At 30.8% G+C, this 18,286-nt stretch carries 16 protein-coding genes and 3 tRNA genes; 4 read left to right on the top strand and 15 right to left on the bottom strand.

The window, feature by feature from the left end:
- Positions 1-58 precede the first annotated feature (58 nt).
- The 7 genes from gldN to ACN0WB_RS07925 all read right to left on the bottom strand — a co-directional run bounded on the left by gldN (position 59) and on the right by ACN0WB_RS07925 (position 9,244).
- Entirely contained in the window at positions 59-916 is an 858-nt protein-coding gene (gldN, locus tag ACN0WB_RS07955) for a gliding motility protein GldN (protein ID WP_417430690.1), read from the bottom strand.
- Positions 917-1,176: 260 nt separating this feature from the next.
- On the bottom strand, positions 1,177-2,730 hold the full coding sequence (gene gldM, locus ACN0WB_RS07950; RefSeq protein ID WP_417430579.1) for a gliding motility protein GldM: 1,554 nt from the start codon (positions 2,728-2,730) through the stop codon (positions 1,177-1,179).
- Positions 2,731-2,778: 48 nt separating this feature from the next.
- A complete protein-coding gene (gldL, locus tag ACN0WB_RS07945) occupies positions 2,779-3,453 on the bottom strand; it encodes a gliding motility protein GldL (RefSeq protein ID WP_417430577.1) in 675 nt (224 codons plus the stop codon).
- 36 nt (positions 3,454-3,489) lie between these two features.
- Positions 3,490-4,929, bottom strand: a complete 1,440-nt coding sequence (gene gldK, locus ACN0WB_RS07940) for a gliding motility lipoprotein GldK (protein WP_417430575.1) — start codon at positions 4,927-4,929, stop codon at positions 3,490-3,492.
- A gap of 103 nt (positions 4,930-5,032) precedes the next feature.
- The gene (gene glmS / locus ACN0WB_RS07935; protein WP_417430573.1) at positions 5,033-6,886 is read right to left on the bottom strand and encodes a glutamine--fructose-6-phosphate transaminase (isomerizing); all 1,854 of its coding nucleotides are present in this window, start codon (positions 6,884-6,886) and stop codon (positions 5,033-5,035) included.
- A gap of 19 nt (positions 6,887-6,905) precedes the next feature.
- The gene (locus ACN0WB_RS07930) at positions 6,906-8,459 is read right to left on the bottom strand and encodes a DUF4270 family protein (protein ID WP_417430571.1); all 1,554 of its coding nucleotides are present in this window, start codon (positions 8,457-8,459) and stop codon (positions 6,906-6,908) included.
- Between the two features lie 14 nt (positions 8,460-8,473).
- Positions 8,474-9,244 carry a glycogen/starch synthase gene (locus ACN0WB_RS07925; RefSeq protein WP_417430569.1) on the bottom strand — a complete coding sequence of 257 codons (771 nt, stop codon included), beginning with the start codon at positions 9,242-9,244 and terminating at the stop codon, positions 8,474-8,476.
- A 212-nt stretch (positions 9,245-9,456) separates the two neighbouring features.
- On the opposite strand from ACN0WB_RS07925, the gene panC reads away from it, so the two are divergent.
- Positions 9,457-10,305 (top strand): pantoate--beta-alanine ligase, encoded by an 849-nt coding sequence (panC, locus tag ACN0WB_RS07920; protein WP_417430567.1) that lies wholly within the window; start codon positions 9,457-9,459, stop codon positions 10,303-10,305.
- 100 nt (positions 10,306-10,405) lie between these two features.
- Here the strand turns inward: panC and ACN0WB_RS07915 are convergent.
- From ACN0WB_RS07915 to ACN0WB_RS07905, 3 genes are all read right to left on the bottom strand, one after another.
- Positions 10,406-10,478 (bottom strand) — tRNA-Lys (locus tag ACN0WB_RS07915).
- A gap of 85 nt (positions 10,479-10,563) precedes the next feature.
- Positions 10,564-10,646: transfer RNA gene (locus tag ACN0WB_RS07910), tRNA-Leu, on the bottom strand.
- A 50-nt stretch (positions 10,647-10,696) separates the two neighbouring features.
- Positions 10,697-10,769 (bottom strand) — tRNA-Lys (locus tag ACN0WB_RS07905).
- Between the two features lie 97 nt (positions 10,770-10,866).
- On the opposite strand from ACN0WB_RS07905, the gene ACN0WB_RS07900 reads away from it, so the two are divergent.
- Positions 10,867-11,382 carry a shikimate kinase gene (locus ACN0WB_RS07900; RefSeq protein ID WP_417430565.1) on the top strand — a complete coding sequence of 172 codons (516 nt, stop codon included), beginning with the start codon at positions 10,867-10,869 and terminating at the stop codon, positions 11,380-11,382.
- Here the strand turns inward: ACN0WB_RS07900 and ACN0WB_RS07895 are convergent.
- Complete coding sequence (locus ACN0WB_RS07895) at positions 11,368-11,790, bottom strand: RNA-binding S4 domain-containing protein (RefSeq protein WP_417430563.1); 423 nt, start codon at positions 11,788-11,790, stop codon at positions 11,368-11,370. The two genes, ACN0WB_RS07900 and ACN0WB_RS07895, sit on opposite strands and share 15 nt — an antisense overlap.
- A gap of 58 nt (positions 11,791-11,848) precedes the next feature.
- Between ACN0WB_RS07895 and ACN0WB_RS07890 the strand changes: the two genes are divergently transcribed.
- A complete protein-coding gene (locus ACN0WB_RS07890; protein ID WP_417430561.1) occupies positions 11,849-12,574 on the top strand; it encodes a hypothetical protein in 726 nt (241 codons plus the stop codon).
- A 3-nt stretch (positions 12,575-12,577) separates the two neighbouring features.
- Here the strand turns inward: ACN0WB_RS07890 and recO are convergent, their stop codons facing one another.
- The 4 genes from recO to ACN0WB_RS07870 are packed head-to-tail and all read right to left on the bottom strand — an operon-like array spanning position 12,578 to position 17,229.
- The gene (gene recO / locus ACN0WB_RS07885) at positions 12,578-13,267 is read right to left on the bottom strand and encodes a DNA repair protein RecO (RefSeq protein WP_417430559.1); all 690 of its coding nucleotides are present in this window, start codon (positions 13,265-13,267) and stop codon (positions 12,578-12,580) included.
- A 5-nt stretch (positions 13,268-13,272) separates the two neighbouring features.
- The gene (locus tag ACN0WB_RS07880; protein WP_417430557.1) at positions 13,273-15,513 is read right to left on the bottom strand and encodes a T9SS type A sorting domain-containing protein; all 2,241 of its coding nucleotides are present in this window, start codon (positions 15,511-15,513) and stop codon (positions 13,273-13,275) included.
- A gap of 5 nt (positions 15,514-15,518) precedes the next feature.
- Complete coding sequence (locus ACN0WB_RS07875; protein ID WP_417430555.1) at positions 15,519-16,469, bottom strand: bifunctional metallophosphatase/5'-nucleotidase; 951 nt, start codon at positions 16,467-16,469, stop codon at positions 15,519-15,521.
- Positions 16,462-17,229, bottom strand: a complete 768-nt coding sequence (locus ACN0WB_RS07870; RefSeq protein WP_417430553.1) for a 5'-nucleotidase C-terminal domain-containing protein — start codon at positions 17,227-17,229, stop codon at positions 16,462-16,464. Before ACN0WB_RS07870 ends, ACN0WB_RS07875 begins: the two co-directional genes overlap by 8 nt.
- Positions 17,230-17,400: 171 nt before the next feature.
- Between ACN0WB_RS07870 and dapA the strand changes: the two genes are divergently transcribed.
- Positions 17,401-18,276 (top strand): 4-hydroxy-tetrahydrodipicolinate synthase, encoded by an 876-nt coding sequence (gene dapA, locus ACN0WB_RS07865; protein ID WP_417430551.1) that lies wholly within the window; start codon positions 17,401-17,403, stop codon positions 18,274-18,276.
- The last annotated feature ends 10 nt before the right edge of the window (positions 18,277-18,286 follow it).

Here is an 18,286-nt window from a genome sequence, read left to right as displayed (position 1 = left end):
TAAAAGAAAAAACCTGAGTAAAATATACTCAGGTTTTATAATATTATTTTACATTGATTTAGTAAGACCACATATCATTTTCCATCTGTAAAATCTGGTTTTTAATACGATCACTTTCATCTAACTGTGCTTGTGCATCTTTTGGAATATAATCTTTAATTACCCCATTTCCTAAACCATTATCTACTTTATAAATAATAGAAGAGAAACGACGTGCATTTAATAAATCATCATAAGAAATATCTGATGATAAGTTTTTATTATTAAATACAATATTATTAGCTAAAACTTTTCTCGCATCTGGATAAAAAATCCAAAATAAATCAATCAATTCGTCTTTATTAGCAAATTGTTGACCCATAGTTGCAGGATCTTGTCCCATTGCACAAATACCGATTAATCTGTATTTCATTTCGCCATCTCTGCGGTCAATGTACCACATTCCTTTAATCTTCAAAAGTTTTACATTTTCAGATTTTGTTTCATAAATATCGGTTCCCGCTTTTTTATCTTCTTCAGTAGCAGTTCCTGCATTAATTTTATCAATTAAATAATCAGAGATTTTGGTATTATGAGTTCGAGCTGCAATTTGATCTGGGGTTAATCTTGTCGTAAAAAGCTCATCATCATAAACTTCAGTAATTTCTCCATTGTTTATAGCATCCAACAAAATTTGATAGAGGGATTTATTTTGAGAAACCAAACCGTCTTCATTGTGATAAAAAGGCTGATTAATTTTTTCATTCATATCTATAATTTCCCAAGTCACCATACTTTTAAGTATGTCTTTGTCTTCAATAAAACCATATTTTAATGGATCTATTTTAGTAGAAACCAAAGAATCACCCTGTTTCATCATTCCAGATTCTCTATATTTTCTAAACGATTCTGGGGATTTTGCATTTAAAATTGACATAGAATTTACTGGAGCATCATCAATAGAAGCTCTAGTTGAAGGAGTTTCTACTACTGGTGCTTGAACAGGAATTTCTGCAGCAGCAACTGGTGAAACTTTAGCAGCTGAAGCTGAAGTTTTTGCCTTTTTATTCTTTTTTGTTCTCTTCTTTGTTTGAGCTCCAACCACTGTGAAACTCAGAGCAAGTATTATAAATAAGACCTTTTTCATTCTAAAATTTTTGTACTATAGATAAATTAATCTATCAAATTAAAACGCTATTATTGAACGTTTATTACAATTGGTGGAATATTTTTTAAAGTTTGATTTCCTAAACCTACTGCAGTCGCTTGGATGCCAAAAACATAAACAATATCTCCGGCTCTTAAATTTTTGGTTAAACTTGCAACGCCACTCATAGAACTTCCTGAAATATTCATCGCTGCTCTTCCCGGAACTTTGAAGTTAAAACTATTAACTTTAAATGTCACAGGAAAATCAAAATCTGGCATTGTAGCTGTAACTGTTTGATTTGCTATTGAACTTGCGGGCATTGAGACTACGCTTTCACCTCTGATTTGACCAACCGGTGGCGGAACATTTTTAATTCTAAATTCAAATCCTTGAGAAATAACTTTACCTTTAGAATCTTTTCCAGAAATTGTTAATTTAACTGTATTTCCACTGTGTGGAGTTACAGTCCATTTTCCTCTTCCACCACTTACCGTTGCGCCAGGCGCAGAAAGTGAAAGTCCAGAAGTATCTGCTCCCAAAATAGAACCGGAAATTGGATTTCCTAAACCACGGTATAAAACATTCATTTTATCTGCGGATAATAAAGCACCTGCTTGTGCTTTTAACTCATTAACACCAGAAACTACATTATAAGTTTGACTGTAAGTTAATGGAATCTCTTTTCCATTTACATCTCTAAATGAAATGGTTCCACTAAAGGTATGTGGACCAACAGAACTTGTATTTAAATTAGCAATTCCTTGTCCGTTTGTAACCGTCAAACCAGGCATAGATAAACCAGGAACATTACTAGAAGAATTTCCAATAGTTACCTTTGCAACTGCAGTTTCACCTTGCACAACTTGCGTGGGTGCAGAAACAATAGCGGTGTATTTATCAAATTTAATATCTGCATCAATTTTTTCTTGTAACATTAAAGATAATGCATCTCCTTGAATACCACGAACTGAAGATTGAATTACCTCCATATTAGAAAGTGCTGCAATAAGTGGTTGGTTGTAAAATTTGTATTGCAACCAGTTTTTATTTTTAATTTTAGAAACTGTTACCATTTGTTTATTTGCTCTTTCAACAATACTTTTCATTGCAGGAATTGCACCAAAAGTTTGATTTACAAATGCTCTAAAATCATTGATTTGTTCTTGTAAAGCTAAAGCATTTTTTGATGGTGAATTTTCACTCCCATCATTAAAGAAAAATTTAGTAGAAGGTTCTGTATTATTTAGAGCTGTAAAGTTTTCTTCTACATTTTGTGCAGGATCAAATTCTGCTTTTTCTTTTAATTGTGCTTTTATTCCTTCTAAATTGGTAACCAAAGCATCTGCTTTTAATTTTAAATTCTGATAATTCTGTAATGGAATTTGAAAGCTTTCTGGGGAATTTTTTGCTTTTGCAGCTAATGTAGTCTCAAAAATATTATTGTTATTCTGAGTTAGCATTCTGGTTTCTTGCAAAGATTGATTTGTATCTTGATAAGATCTGATGATTTCCTGATCAATCGTCAATGCAAGCATTGCGATAAAAACCAGATACATCAGGTTTATCATTTTCTGACGAGGTGTTTGTTTTCCTTGTGCCATTTTTAAATAAAATTATTTTATACGTTAGTAATTAAAAATTAAGGAAAACTAGGCTTTCATTGCGTTTAACATACCGCCGTAAACTTTATTAAGATTATTTAAATTAGATGTTAATCCTTGTAATTCTGAATTAAAATTGTCGGAATGAGCTGCACTTTTCTGTAAATCTTCTATATATTTTTTGCTATATTCATTTTGTGCTTTTCCATTTTCTAACTGAAGTGAGTAAAGTGCATTCATACTTTCTAAATGAGAAGCAGCTAAAGTAAGCTGGTCGTTATATTTTTGTGTTGCACTAGAAACATCTACTGTTTCATTAATTTTTTCTACAGAACCTGAAAATTTATCTAAGCCTGTTTTTAATCTTTCAAATAAACTTACGTCTAAATTGGCATCAGCAAGCATTTTGTCTAATTTATCAGAAAGAGAAACATTAAGCTCATTATCTGCATAATTTATAGTTTTGCGTGGTTTTGCAACTGCATTTGGATCTAATAATTCTGGATAGACATTTTCCCAAGCATAAGTTTCAACAGATTTTTCGGGGAAAAATGCCATAAATAAAAACACTATAACTTCCGCACCTAGACCAATTCCTAAAGTTAAATTACCACTTAAAGGTCCTAAACTCCAGTGAGTCATTTTAAATAATGCTCCTAAAATAACAATAGCAGCAAAAAAAGAATAGAAAAAATTGGTGGCATTTGCTTGATTTTTAAACATGTTCTTGAAAATTTATTTTGTTAGTGATTTTTTTAATTATTTTGTTCTTTTTCTGTATTTAGCTGAACCTTCTGGAATATCTTGAACGGTTCTAAATCCTATAAAACTTCGGGCAGAATCTTTTCTTTCCCAATCTCTATATCCGGTCATTAAAGTATATGAAATATCCTTCCAAGAACCACCTTTTACGGATTTTTTTACATCTCTATTTGCTTTATTTGACAAATATGGATTTAAAGTAGAAGAATATTGATAAGTAGAATTACTGTAAGGTGATTCTGTCCATTCTGAAACATTTCCTGCCATATCATATAATCCGAAACCATTTTTTTGATAAGATTTTACTGGTGCGGTATATGTGTAGCCTTGTTTTTTTCCTTTTTCCCCCTCATTTTCAATATAATTACCACGTTTAGGTTTAAAGTTTGCTAAATAGCAACCTCTGTCATCTTGTAAATATGGACCTCCCCATGGATAAGTAGCGTTTTCAATTCCTCCTTTAGCTGCATATTCCCATTCCGCTTCTGTTGGTAAACGAAAAGCCATTGCTTTTTGTTTTTTCTTTTTTAATCTTTCGTTATAATCAGATTTTAACTTAGTTTTAAAATTACAATAAGCTCTTGCTTGGTCCCAAGTCACTCCTACAACTGGGTAATTTTCATAAGCTTTGCGCCAAAAATAGCCATCATATAATGGTTCATTGTAAGCATAATTGAAGTCTTTTACCCAAACTGTAGTATCTGGATAAACTGCAATACTTTCTTTTTTTAAATATTCTGTACCACGACCTTTTTCTTTTATTGCAGCTTCAACATCTTCCCATTCATAAGAGTAAAGTAATTTACTTGTATCTATAATTCTTTCATTATTTATTCTTTTTGCAGGCGGTAAATACATAGACTCCATTACTTCTGCATATTGTGCATCGGGATAGTTTGAAGTATTATATGTTAGTGGAACACTCCAATCTAATCTTTTAGATTCATTATAACCATCACGCCCCCCTTTATCTTCCAAAAATTGTTGATAAGGAGTAATTGAAGCACCTGCTTTTTTAGCTAAATAGGCATAATTTCCAATTCCTGTTGCATTACCGCTTCCTGTTGCATTCCCTGCTGCTTCTGCCAATAAAGTTCTCGCAATTGAATCTTTAACATAATTAATGAAAAATCGATATTCTGCATTTGTAATTTCTGTTTCATCCATAAAAAATGAAGAAACCGTAACCGTTTTTAATGGTGCTTTTTCTGGTGTATTTGTGAAGTCTTGATCTGCCATACCCATTACAAAAGAACCTGCAGGAATCGCAACCATTCCATAAGGTCTTTCTGCAACAAAACTTTTAGATTTATTACGTGCAACTAATTCTCCTTTGGTTTTAGAACCTGGTTTTCCCGCTCGTGAATTGCCACCTTTAGAACAAGAAATTATGAATGTTGTTGTTAATAGTAATAGTAATAGAAATATCCTTCTCATGCTGTTCTTTGAAATTAAGCGGTAAATATATAATTTTTTTAAAAACCAAATATGATTTTTTTAACAGAACGTAAAAATTAATTTAATATTTTATAAAAATAATTTATTCTACTGTAACTGATTTTGCGAGGTTTCTAGGTTGATCAACATTTGCCCCACGATATACTGCAATATAATAAGCCAATAACTGAAGTGGCACTGAAGCAATTATTGGAGAAAAGCATTCTGATGTTTCAGGGAATTCTATAACATAATCTGCCATATTTGCTACTTGAACGTCACCTTTATTAACTAATGCAATTACTTTTCCTTTTCTGGCTTTTATTTCCTGCACATTACTCACAACTTTATCGTAATGTCCTTGTTTAGGTGCAATAATTACAATTGGCATATTTTCATCTATTAACGCAATCGGGCCGTGTTTCATTTCTGCTGCAGGATAACCTTCTGCGTGGATATAAGAAATCTCTTTTAATTTTAAAGCACCTTCTAATGCTGCAGGAAAATTATAACCTCTTCCAAGGTATAAAAAGTTTTGCGCATCTACAAAATCTTTCGCTATATCTTTAACCAATTCATGAGTTGTACTTAAAACTTCTTCTACTTTTTTCGGTAACGCGTCAAGTTCTGTAATTAATTTCATGAATTCTACATTACTCAGATTACCATTATGTTTTCCTAATTTTAAAGCAATTAATGATAAAATGGTCAATTGTGAAGTAAATGCTTTTGTAGAAGCCACACCAATTTCTGGACCTGCATGAGTGTAAGAACCTCCATCTGTAAATCTTGAAATAGATGAATCTACCACATTACAAATACCATAAACGAAAGCGCCTTTTTCTTTTGCTAACTTTATTGCAGCCATCGTATCTGCCGTCTCTCCAGATTGTGAAATTGCTATGACAACATCTTTATTAGTTATAATAGGATTTCTATATCTAAATTCTGAAGCATATTCTACCTCAACAGGAATTCTAGCAAATTCTTCAATTAAATATTCTCCAATTAAACCTGCATGCCACGAAGTTCCACAAGCAATTATAATAATTCTTTCTGCTTTATTTAATCTTTCTAAATGATCCCAGATTCCAGCCATTTTAATAATGCCTTCTTCTACTAAAAGTCTTCCTCTTAAAGTATCTAAAATAGATTTGGGTTGTTCAAAGATTTCTTTTAGCATAAAATGTTCATAACCTCCTTTTTCTATTTGCTCTAAACTTAATTTTAATTCTTGAATAGCAGGAGTTATTTTCACATTATCCTTTATATTTCTAATATCAACGCCGTTTTCTAAAGAAATTGTTGCCATATGACCTTCTTCCAAATAAACTGCCTCTTTAGTAAATTCTACAAATGGCGAAGCATCAGATGCGATAAAATATTCTTTTTCACCCAAACCAATTGCAAGCGGAGAGCCAAGTCTTCCCACTACTAAAACTCCAGGATAATCTTCATGCATTACTGTGATTGCATAAGCTCCATAAACTTCATTTAACGCATATCTCACTGCAGTAGGAAAATCTAAATCTGCATCTTTATCCATAAAAAATTGGATAAGGTTTACTAAAACTTCAGTGTCTGTTTCTGACTGAAATGTAAAACCTTGCTCTAACAACATCGTTTTTAAAGTATCATAATTTTCTATAATACCATTATGAATGATGGCTATTTTATTATTATTAGAAATATGTGGATGAGAGTTTCTATCACTCGGTACACCGTGAGTTGCCCAACGTGTATGTCCCATTCCTGTGTGAGAAATTCCCTTTAAATTTTCAGAAATCTTTACTAAATCTTCAACTTTACCTTTGGTTTTAGCACAATGTAATTTTTGAAGATTGTCTTCCACAACTATTCCCGCACTATCATAACCTCTATATTCTAATCTTCTTAAACCGTTAATAACGATATCATAAGAGTCTTGAAAACCTGTGTATCCTACAATTCCACACATATTATTTTTAGTTTTTTTGTTATTTAGTTGAATATACTATTCTAAGCTGTGCTCTTTTGTCTGAAGCTGGATCTGTTCCTACAAAAACAACTGCATTTGGTCTATAAGCTCGGGTATTAAAATTTTGTGCATAATTAAGATAAGAAGCAGCTGCCCCTACATATTGTCCTTGTGCATCTAATGTATAACTTCCCACATTTAAAATAATATCTTTATTTGCAGCTTCCGTTTCAATAATATCTTTTACTGTTTTTGTAATATCCACATCGTAATAAGAAGGAGTTCCATAAAGATTGTTTACAGCGACAAAATTAAAATTTGGATTAGCGCCATAAATTGATAATTCTTTCATAAAGGTATAAAGATCTTTCTGTTGTACCGTGAAATAATTTGGTTTTGTAAAATTATTCATCCAAGTTGGATCTGTATATAATCTTATTTTTGCTGATAAAATACCTGCTTTTTGATTTTTATATAAATCTTTAAGCGATGCTATTGCTGTTTCTGGGATTTTTAAACCAATTCCAGGACCTCCCATTCCTTGTGGAAACAATTTAGCATCACCTATTGTAGAATTAGAAGTAGCAATTGCAATTTCTGATGTTGTTCCTGCTCTATTATAATCTACTTTCTGAAAATGAACATTGTTGGAACCTAAATCCAATTTTAAAACACTTTGTGGTCTGGTTGTAACACCATCTGTAACTAAGTCATTTTTATAATAAAGATTTAATTCAACATTATTTGGATTAAATTTAAATAAATAGCCATCATTTTCTGCTACGGAAATTTTTAATCCTTTAAAATAACGAATAAATGTAGCAACATCACTTAATTCTGGTAATCCTTTTTTAGCAATTATCTTATTTTGAAAAAAAGTACCATCTAATGGGATTCTAATTGTTGCGTCTCTGTTAAAAAGCTCACTTTTATCTGTATTTTTTTTAATATTAACAGAAGTAATATCGCCATAAAAAGTTTTTGAACCCAATAATGCACCTGTAGCAAAATCTTGATTAGAAAATAATTTGGTTACATTAGAACCCATAAATTCCGTGACTTCATTTACATTGATGGTTAATTTAGTTTTGCCGCCAATTTTTGTTCTACCATATTTATAAATTATTGGATAGGTATTAACAACTTTGGTGGACGCAATATTTCCATCGGGATATATATAATTTTCTTCGGTGGTTGTTTTTACAGAATCTGATGCGTATCTAGGTTTAATAACAATTACCGCAGAATCTGCTACGGGATTTGTCCCAAAATCTGGGTCATAAGAAGTAAGTCTAACCTGGGTAAAATATGAAGATTTTTGAACTCCAAATTGTGGCACATTAAAAGCACCAATTACCACAGAATCTAACTTTGCGCCATCTGTTCGGATGGTATCATTATGAGAAATATTATAGGCAATTAAATCTTTAAGAACCAAGCCATCTTGCGCTGCACCATTTTGAAAAAATTGGGATCCTAAATTATCTGCATCTGGTTCACAATTAATAAGCAATAGACTTCCAATTATTGCAAAAAACGTTAGTTGCAATAGTCTTTGAATTTTTTTTGTCATTTATATAAATTCTATTAGTAAATTTTATTGAAAGATTCAGAATCTAAATATTCTGATTTTTGAACTTTGGTAGAATTAAATTTCTTATCTAAATCACCTTCAAGAAACTCATCTCCTTTTAGTACTACATCAACAAGATCAATACTTTCTAAAAGAAAAGCTTGAGAACTTGGATTTTTTAAAGCAGCTAAACCATTAATATTATCAAACTTTAATTTTTCTTCAATACTGTGATCAAAAGGAATAATTTCTTCATTATAGAGAGACATTACCATTTTAGTATCATTGAAGTAAGAATCTTTCTCGTAAAAAGTTTTTAAATAAATTGGAATAAAAGCTGACATCCAACCATTAAAATGAATAATATCTGGAACCCAATTTAATTTTTTAATAGTTTCAATAACGCCTCTTGCGAAAAATATAGCACGCTCATCGTTATCTTCAAAATATTGAGTTTCATCATCACCATAATAATGTTTTCTCTTAAAGTATTCATCATTATCTATAAAGTAAACCTGCAATCTTTCACCTGGTAATGAAGCTACTTTTATAATAAGCGGTTGGTCTAAATCATTAATAATAATATTCATCCCAGAAAGCCGAATAACCTCATGAAGTTGAAATTTTCTTTCACTTATATTTCCAAAACGAGGCATAAAAACACGAACATCATTCCCTTCTTGGTGCATTTTCAATGCCATTTTATTTACCATTGTAGCCATATTGCTGTCTTCCTGATAAGGTTGCAACTCTGTGGTTACGTATAGTATTTTTTTATTCTGCATATTATTTTTAAAGTTACTTCATAGCAAGAGCGTCTTCTTGCTTTAGTTTGCAAAATTACAAAAATTTAGAGTAATAAATTTTATTTAACATTTATTTAATATTTCCTCTGATTTGTACTATTTATAATATTAAAAAGTCACAAAACATTACAAAAACAATAGCTTTTTTATTTATTATTTTTTTTTAAATTTACAAAAAACAAAAAAAATCCATGGAGATTTTAAAAAACAAAACTACGCTGCAAAATTATATTGAAAGGCAGAAAGAAATGGGCAAGAAAATCGGCTTTGCTCCCACAATGGGCGCGCTTCACGACGGACACTTGTCTCTATACAAAGCCGCAAAAGCTGAAAATGATTTAGTAATTTCTTCCATTTTCGTAAATCCTACGCAGTTTAATAATGTAAATGATTTAGCAAAATATCCACGAACTTTAGATTTTGATATAAAAAAATTAGAAGATTGCGGAGATGTAGATGCAGTTTACATTCCGCAGATTAATGATATTTATCCGGAACATACTGAAAGTAAACATTTTGATTTTGATGGTTTAGAAGATGAAATGGAAGGAAAATTTCGACCGGGACATTTTGATGGCGTTGCGACAGTTGTGGAAGAACTTTTTAAACAAGTGAAACCAGATAATGCTTATTTCGGAGAAAAAGATTTTCAGCAATTGGCTATAATTAAAAAATTAGCAGAAAAATTAAAATTACCAATTCATATTCACGGTGTTGCAATCTTTAGAAACAGTGAGGGTTTAGCTTTAAGTTCTAGAAACGAGCGTTTAACTTCCCATCAAAAAAAAGAAGCTTTAATTTTACACGATACTTTAATTAAAGTAAATGAGTGGTTTAGAATAATTACTATCCCAGAAATTAATAAAAGAGTAGTAGAAATTTTTGCAAAAGCACCTGCGATGGAATTGGAATATTTCACAATAGCGAACGAAGAAACTTTAAAAGAAACTGACTTTTTTTATAAGGATAAATCTTATCGCGCTTTTTTGGTGGTTAATTTTGGAGATGTCCGTTTAATAGATAATATGCATTTGGAGTAAAAAATATTTTTAGAAAACTCAAAAAGCTTTCCTCTTCAGGAAAGCTTTTTGATAACCAAATCACTAAATATTAATATGAAAAACTTACTTGCGTAAATTGTGACCCGGCTGGGATTCGAACCCAGGACCCATACATTAAAAGTGTATTGCTCTACCAGCTGAGCTACCGAGTCGGTCTAAAAATATAAGAAATAAATAATGGGTAATCAGTAATTTTAATTACTCCTTTTTTTATTGCTTAATGCTAAATTTTCTGCGTGCCTGCGACTGGACTCGAACCAGCACATCCATAGGAAACCACCCCCTCAAGATGGCGTGTCTACCAATTTCACCACACAGGCAAAAAAAAGCCGTCTAGTTAAAAATAACCAAACGGAAATTTCTTGTTTTGTGACCCGGCTGGGATTCGAACCCAGGACCCATACATTAAAAGTGTATTGCTCTACCAGCTGAGCTACCGAGTCTTTAGTAGAAGCATTATTGCTTTTATTAAAGTGGTGCAAAGATAAGTCTTTTTTTAAAATCTCAAAATTTTTTAAGTAATTTGTACAAAATAAAATCATGATAATTTCCTTACTTGGCTATATGGGTTCTGGTAAAACACACATTTCCAAAAAATTAAGCCAGAAAATTAATTATAAATTATTTGATTTAGATGATGAAATAATAAAGAAAAATCAAAAAAGCATTGCAGAAATATTCACAGAAAAGGGAGAAATCTACTTTAGAAAGCAGGAAAGGGAAATTTTAGAACAAATATTAAACACATCTGAAGATATAGTTTTGAGTTTAGGAGGAGGAACTCCCGCTTATTACGATAATATGAAAATAATTAATGAAAAATCTAAAAGTATTTTTTTACGTGCCCATATTTCCACTTTAACAGAAAGACTTTTAAAAAGAAAAAAAAGCAGACCATTAATTGCTAAAATACCAGAACAAGATTTACCAGAATATATTGCAAAACATTTATTCGAAAGAAATCATTTCTATAATCAAGCCGAATTTATTGTAAGTACTGATTACAAATCAGCGGAAGAAATTGTTAAAGAAATTGAAAATTTAATTTTCGTGTGATATTTTAGAATTAAAAAACTGATCCCAATCATCCATAGAATCATCATTATCTAGATAATCTTCCATTTCTCGACGGTCTTTTTTGGTGGGTCTTCCTTCGCCTTTGTTTCTGTAATAATTTTGACTTTCTTGACGTAATTGTAACAAATCCAATTGATCTTTTGTGGTAATATCTTTAATATGGAGCGGAACTAATTTGGCTCCCATTCTGCTTTTCGGAACTTCCAAAACCTTTATTTTATAATCAATCTGGTTTTTACGAATGGTAATTTCATCACCTATTTTTACTTCTTTGGAAGTTTTTACTTTCTGATCACCGATAGATACGCGGTTTTTCTTAATTTCCTCGGAAGCTAAATTTCGGGTTTTATAAAATCGGACGCTCCATAAAAATTTATCTATTCTCATATCTTTTATTTACTTTTGCAGAATTAAAATAATCAAGCAATTTAATCATAAAATTAAAATGAAAAAAATAATCTTAGGTTTTGTACTTCTAACTATGACTCTTAATTCTTGTAAAACTGATTCTTCAGAGGATTTACCAGTTGCACCTGTATATGATGCTGCTACACAAAATTCTTATGATGATCAAGCAATAGTGAAGTTTCTTAGTGATTATTATATGGATGCTCGTGGAAATATTAAACCATTTACTTCAACAGATGTACCAAGTGCAACAAAAGTAAAATTGGCAGATTTAAACCCAGTTACTTTGCCTTCTGGCGTTGTTTATATTATGAGAGTAGGTGCACAACCAACTTCTGGTACAACTATTGGAACTACAGATATTATCAGATTAATGTCTAACTCTTTAACATATCAAGCGACGAATACAAATAACGTAATTGCATTTACTTCTCCACAAACTTTTAGAAATGGTGTTACAGGAAGTGGTGTTCCAGAAGTGGATCCAGGATATTATTATACAAAACAATCTATTGTAGACGCAGGTGATGTAAAATCTCACAGCTATTATGAAATAGAAGGTTTTGGTGAGGCATTAAGAAAATTTCAGGCGTATAATATCCCAGATTCTGATAATTATAATTTACAAGGCGTAATCATTGTTCCTTCTAGAGCGGCTTTTGGTAAAGATCCTCATTTTAATTATTCAGGTTACAGCTTAAATGACAGAAGTTTTATATTTAATTTTCAAGTTTATAAAACTGAAGCGAGACCTACTCCATAAATTTTACTGAAATATTTCTTTTACGATTTCTAATGAAACAGGAATTTTAAAATTTTCAAAATGAAATTGATAATAAATAAGCAGAGAATTTAATATTTCTCTGCTTTTATTTTTTGGAATTTTTGAATTGTAGTCGTGAGAATTTAATAGAATTGTTTTCCAAATTTTTGTGATTTCTTCATCAAAAACTTGATGCGAAATTTCTTCTGTGAAAACTCCCGTTTCTAAATCTAGATATTTCCCATCTCCTAAAAGTGGCGCAAAACCCAATAGCTGAATTATTTTAAATAAAAATATAAGATGCGCTTGTGGATTTTTTATTTTTAATTGTTCACAAAAATTTCCTATTTCTTGGTAAATTTCGTTTTGCGTGTTTTCATTTTTTAGAACTTGGTTTAGAAAATCAGCGGTAAAAAATAAAATAGTAGATGTTTTTATATTAAAATCAGAATTTGCAGAATTAACGAATTCAATTTGATTTAATAAGGGAAGTGCACTAGATTTTCTTTTTAAATTTACATCTAAATATATTTCTGATAAAGGTGAGAGTAAAGCTTTTTTTTTATTTTTTGCAGAATAAATCCCTCGAATATAAAAGCTCTGAAAACCTTCGTCATTGGTGAAACAATGCAGAATTGCATCATTATCTCCATATTTTAAATAAGATAAAAGGAAGCCTTTCTTTTTCGTCATTTCAATTAATTCACCACCGCAATTTTGGCAGTTGCAGTATCTGTTCCATCTTCATTAGTCATCAAAACGAAATAAATCCCCGAAGCTACTCTTCTACCGCGTTGATTATTTAAATCCCATTCATAATAACCACCGCGCGCAACAGCGGAATGAACTAAATTTCCAGCGGCATCTGTAATTCTAATATTTGTTTTCTGAGCTAAACCTCTGATTTTTACATTTCCTTTATAATTAGCATAAACTACAGGATTGGGATAAACTAAAACATCACCAAAATCAGACGTTACATTTACAACATCACCTTGAAAAGTTACAATTCCATCTAAAGTAACAAAATAGACTTTGCCTGTTTTCTCATCCACTTTGATATCAGTTACAGTATCTGTAGGAAGAGGAGAATTGGCTTTAGTAAAATGCTGAAAAGTTTGCTGTCCATCGGAACTGATATAAAACACACCTCCTCCATCTACAGAAATCCATTTTTGATTTCCAGAATCTACAGCAATTTGTAAAATTGCAGCATCTCGAAATAGTTCTTCAGGAATACCATTTTGCTCAATTACAATATTTTCAGTTTGCGGTGAATCAGCTGTGATTGCATCTTTTGGATTTTGCAAAATTCGTAAACCTTTGCTTGTTCCTATCCAAAGATCATCACTTTTGTCGAGCGTAGCACTTATACCTAAACTTTCTGGTAAATTATTACTTTTATTGAGTACTTTATATACATCATCACTAGAATTTACTGGTGTATTTTTATAATCATATAATAAAATTCCACCATCCGTTCTTGAGCCAGGTAAATAAAGAATTCCGTCTTTAGCAAATGGTTTCTGTGCCCCATTCATTGTACTTACTTGTAACAATGTAAAATTATCCGAGGAAGAATTGTAAGCATAAAAACCTCCAGATCCTTTTCCATCCACCAAAAATGAAGCAGAAACAAACAACTGATTATTTTCATCAAAAGTAATTCCTACCATTCTTTTATAATATTGTCCTAAAGAAATATCATCATATTTTTTTACAAAAATGTCATCCTGCATTTTAATTATACCTCTATAACCTGGATTATAAGAGTAATTTGTAAAAAAAACTTCTCCTGGTTTTGCTGGATTTGGAACTACATCTAAAATATTATAAAAATCTCCCAATCCATTAAACATAACGGGATATTTCCATTCTGTTCCATTAAAATGATAATAACCTACGCCATTAAAAACAGGTGTATTATAATTTTCTCTGCCACCAGTAGAAACATATATTTCATCTTTTAATAGTGATATTTTATAAGAAATATTTGAATAGGGACCATCTGGTTTATAAGGCTGCAAACTCTCGTTAAAAATACCAGATAATTTTGTCCCAGTGTAAATCTGATTTTGAAATTGTATAGCTGTATTTAAAGTTTCATTTACATTAATAGTTTTTTCCAAAGTTCCTGTATCAGTATAACGTGATACTTTTTGTAAATCGGAAATTATAACTTTTCCTCCAGTTGATGTGATATCTTTCAAAGAACTTATACCTGTAATAAAACTCGCAAAAGCTGCTCCATTTCCTTTAAAAACTTGGGTAGAAGTTCCTGCATAAACATCAGTATCTGCAGAAATTTGTGTGAAATTCCCTGCAATTGGTGTATTCCAAGAACTAAAAAGTGGGAATGAAACATTCATTTCATGAGATTTTATTCCTGTGGAGGTCGCAGAATAAACCACATTATCTTTGATTATAGATTCATTTGCAGCGGTATAAACACCTCCATTGCTAAAAAATGCAGTATCTCCAAATTCTCTTTTGTCTAATCTAAAAATAGAAACACCATAACCTACAGAAATTACTGCATTATTACCAGAAATAGAAATATGATTAATTTTTTTTGTTCCTGTATAACCTGTTGCAATAGGAATATCTACAATTAAAAAAATTCCCTCGGGTGTTATTACGTCCATCGCACCCGAAACATATCCTACTAAACCAATTTTAGTAACTGGATTATAATCAAAAGCTGAAATTTTTACTTCATGTAAACCATTGGCTTTAGACAATTTGGTGATTTCACCAGAAGAAGGATTATAAAAAAAGAGACCATTTTCTGTAGCCGCAATTATTCTATCCGAATCTTCACGCATAACTAAAACGTTATTGTAAGAAAACAAATCGTTCCATTTACCGGAAGAAATATTCTGACTTTTAAAACAACTTAAACCTATGATTAAGCAGAAAAGAATTAATTTTTTTCTCATAAATTTTATACTAAAATCTGATCATCTATCACTTGATTATTCCAAGCAATATTTTGTATTTTTTTATTTTCATCAAAGAAATAATCTAATCTCCCCAAAAGCAAACCAGCCCAACCAACTTGATTTACCAAAACATTTTTACCCTTTTTATTTTCAAAAATTTCTGGCTCTTTAAAAAATGTGTGGGTGTGACCCCCTAAAATTAAGTCTATATTTTCAGTTTGAGCGACTAATTTTTTATCACAAATTTTCGCTTCATCATTTTCATATTCGTAACCAATGTGCGATAAGCAAATCACCAAATCGCATTTTTTCTCGTTTTTTAGAAAATCGGCGTAATGATTAGAAATTTCTATAGGATTTAAATATTTTGTTTCACCATAATTTTTTTTAGCAACCAATCCTTCCAATTCTACACCAAGCCCGAACAAACCTACTTTGATTCCATTTTTATCTAAAATTTTATACGGCAAAGTTTGTCCTTCTAAAATGGTATTTTTAAAATCATAGTTAGAGCAAATAAATGGAAATTTGGCATTCGGTTGTACTTTCAAAAAACCTTCTAATCCATTATCAAAATCATGATTTCCTAAAGTAGAAGCTTCATAACCCATCATACTCATCAATCTAAATTCTAGTTCACCACCAAAAAAATTAAAATAAGGCGTTCCTTGGAAAATATCTCCAGAATCCACCAAAAGAACATTATTTTCTTTATTTCTAATACTTTGAACCAAACTTGCACGTCTTGCAAATCCACCTTGGTTTGGATTTTTTATGTAAGATTGATCAAAAGGTTCTATTCTACTGTGTTGATCGTTTGTATGTAGAATTGTTAATTTTTTTACCGATTTTTCAGTCGCAATTTTATAATTTTCTGCAAACAAAATATTTGGCGCTAAAGCAGCGGCTAAAGTTCCACCAGAAAGGGTTTTCAAAAAAGTTTTTCTATTCATTACCTTCTACTTTTTTATTTTTAAAAATGATACGAACATCATCTGGAGCAGAAACTTCAGGTTTTGCTTTAAATTTATTTATAAACAAATCGCGAAGTTTAATTCCTGTGGAAATCATTTCTCCTTTTTTAAAAAAATTCATATTATCTCCTCCAAAAGCCAAATAATCTGAAGTCGCAATATAATAATCTTTGTTTGGATTTATTTCTTCTCCATTAATACTTTCTTTTGTAATTTTCCCTGCATCAGTTTCTACAAAAAGGTGAGAAACAGGATTATTTTTCTGAGTTTTAGCGTAATAATCAAACAAACCTTGTAGATCTGAACCTTTTAATTTTACAATCATCACTTCATTTTCAAATGGCATTACTTCATAAACGTGTCGCAGTAAAACATCACCTTTCCCAATTGTAGAACGAATTCCACCAATATTTATTACAGCTGCATCAATTGTGGGTTTATTATTTTTTTCCGCCCATTCTGATGCGCCTTCAAAAGTATAATCTGCCAAAAGATTTCCCAAATTACTGTTGTCTCCGTTTTTTGTTAAATCTACATTGGTGTGAGAAATTACAGAATTCATAGTTGCGGCTAATTTCTTTTTGTATGGCGCAATAACCGCGTCAAAAGCAGGATCATCTTTTAACTCTGAAGAAATACTTTGGTTTTTTTCTGAATGTATATTTGAAACATTCAATCTTGACGTGCAAGAAATTAATGTAACGGCAGAAAAAATTATCAGAAAAATTTTAGACTTCATAGCGTGAAATGAATTAAGAAGCAAATATAAAATAAGTTAGACAAATAACTTTGGAATTCAATCTTTGGTTTAAAAAATATTTTTATTACTAAATTTAATTTAAAAAAATAAATTTCAGAACAAACTTGAAATATAAAAAAACACTAATTTTGAGAAAAATTTTTAAATAAAATGAATATTTTAAAAGGTGTAGGTGTTGCTTTGATAACACCATTTAACGAAGATTTATCTGTAGATTTTGATTCATTAACTAAATTAATCAATTATAATATAGAAAACGGAACTAATTATTTAGTGGTTTTGGGAACAACTGGAGAAGCTGCAACTTTAACAACTGACGAAAAAAGCGCAGTCATTTCACATATTATTAAAATTAATAACAAGCGACTTCCGATGGTTTTAGGAATTGGTGGAAATAATACAATGGATGTAAAACACCAAATAGAAAACACAGATTTATCTGCGTTTGAAGCCGTACTTTCTGTTTCTCCATATTATAACAAACCCAATCAGGAAGGGATTTACCAACATTATAAAATGCTTGCAAGTACCGGAAAAAATATTATTATTTATAATGTTCCGGGAAGAACTGGGCAAAATATAGAAGCTTCCACAACACTTCGATTAGCAAAAGATTTCCCAAATTTAGTAATGATAAAAGAAGCTGCACCAAATATTTTACAATATTTTGATATTTTAAGACAAAAAAATTCTGCTTTTAATCTCGTTTCTGGTGATGATGAATTTACACTTCCCGTAACTTTAGCCGGTGGAAACGGCGTCATTTCAGTTATTGGACAAGCTTATCCGAAAGAATTTTCTACAATGGTTCAATTGGCTTTAGATAAAAAAGTAGATGAAGCTTATAAAATTCACAATTCTTTGGTAGAAATTACGCGTTTAATTTTTGCAGAAGGAAATCCGTGTGGCGTAAAAACGATTTTAGCAGAAAAAGGTTTAATTAAAAATTATTTAAGATTGCCTTTAGTAAAAGCATCGGAAGGTTTGCAAGAGAAAATAAAAGCGGAAATGCTTAAATTTTCGTAATTATTTTTAC

Origin of the sequence: Halpernia sp., from assembly GCF_048269545.1 — a bacterium.
Taxonomy (GTDB): Bacteria; Bacteroidota; Bacteroidia; order Flavobacteriales; family Weeksellaceae; genus Halpernia.
The sequence above is the reverse complement of the archived record's forward strand: the minus strand, read 5'-3'. Positions and strand labels throughout refer to the sequence as shown.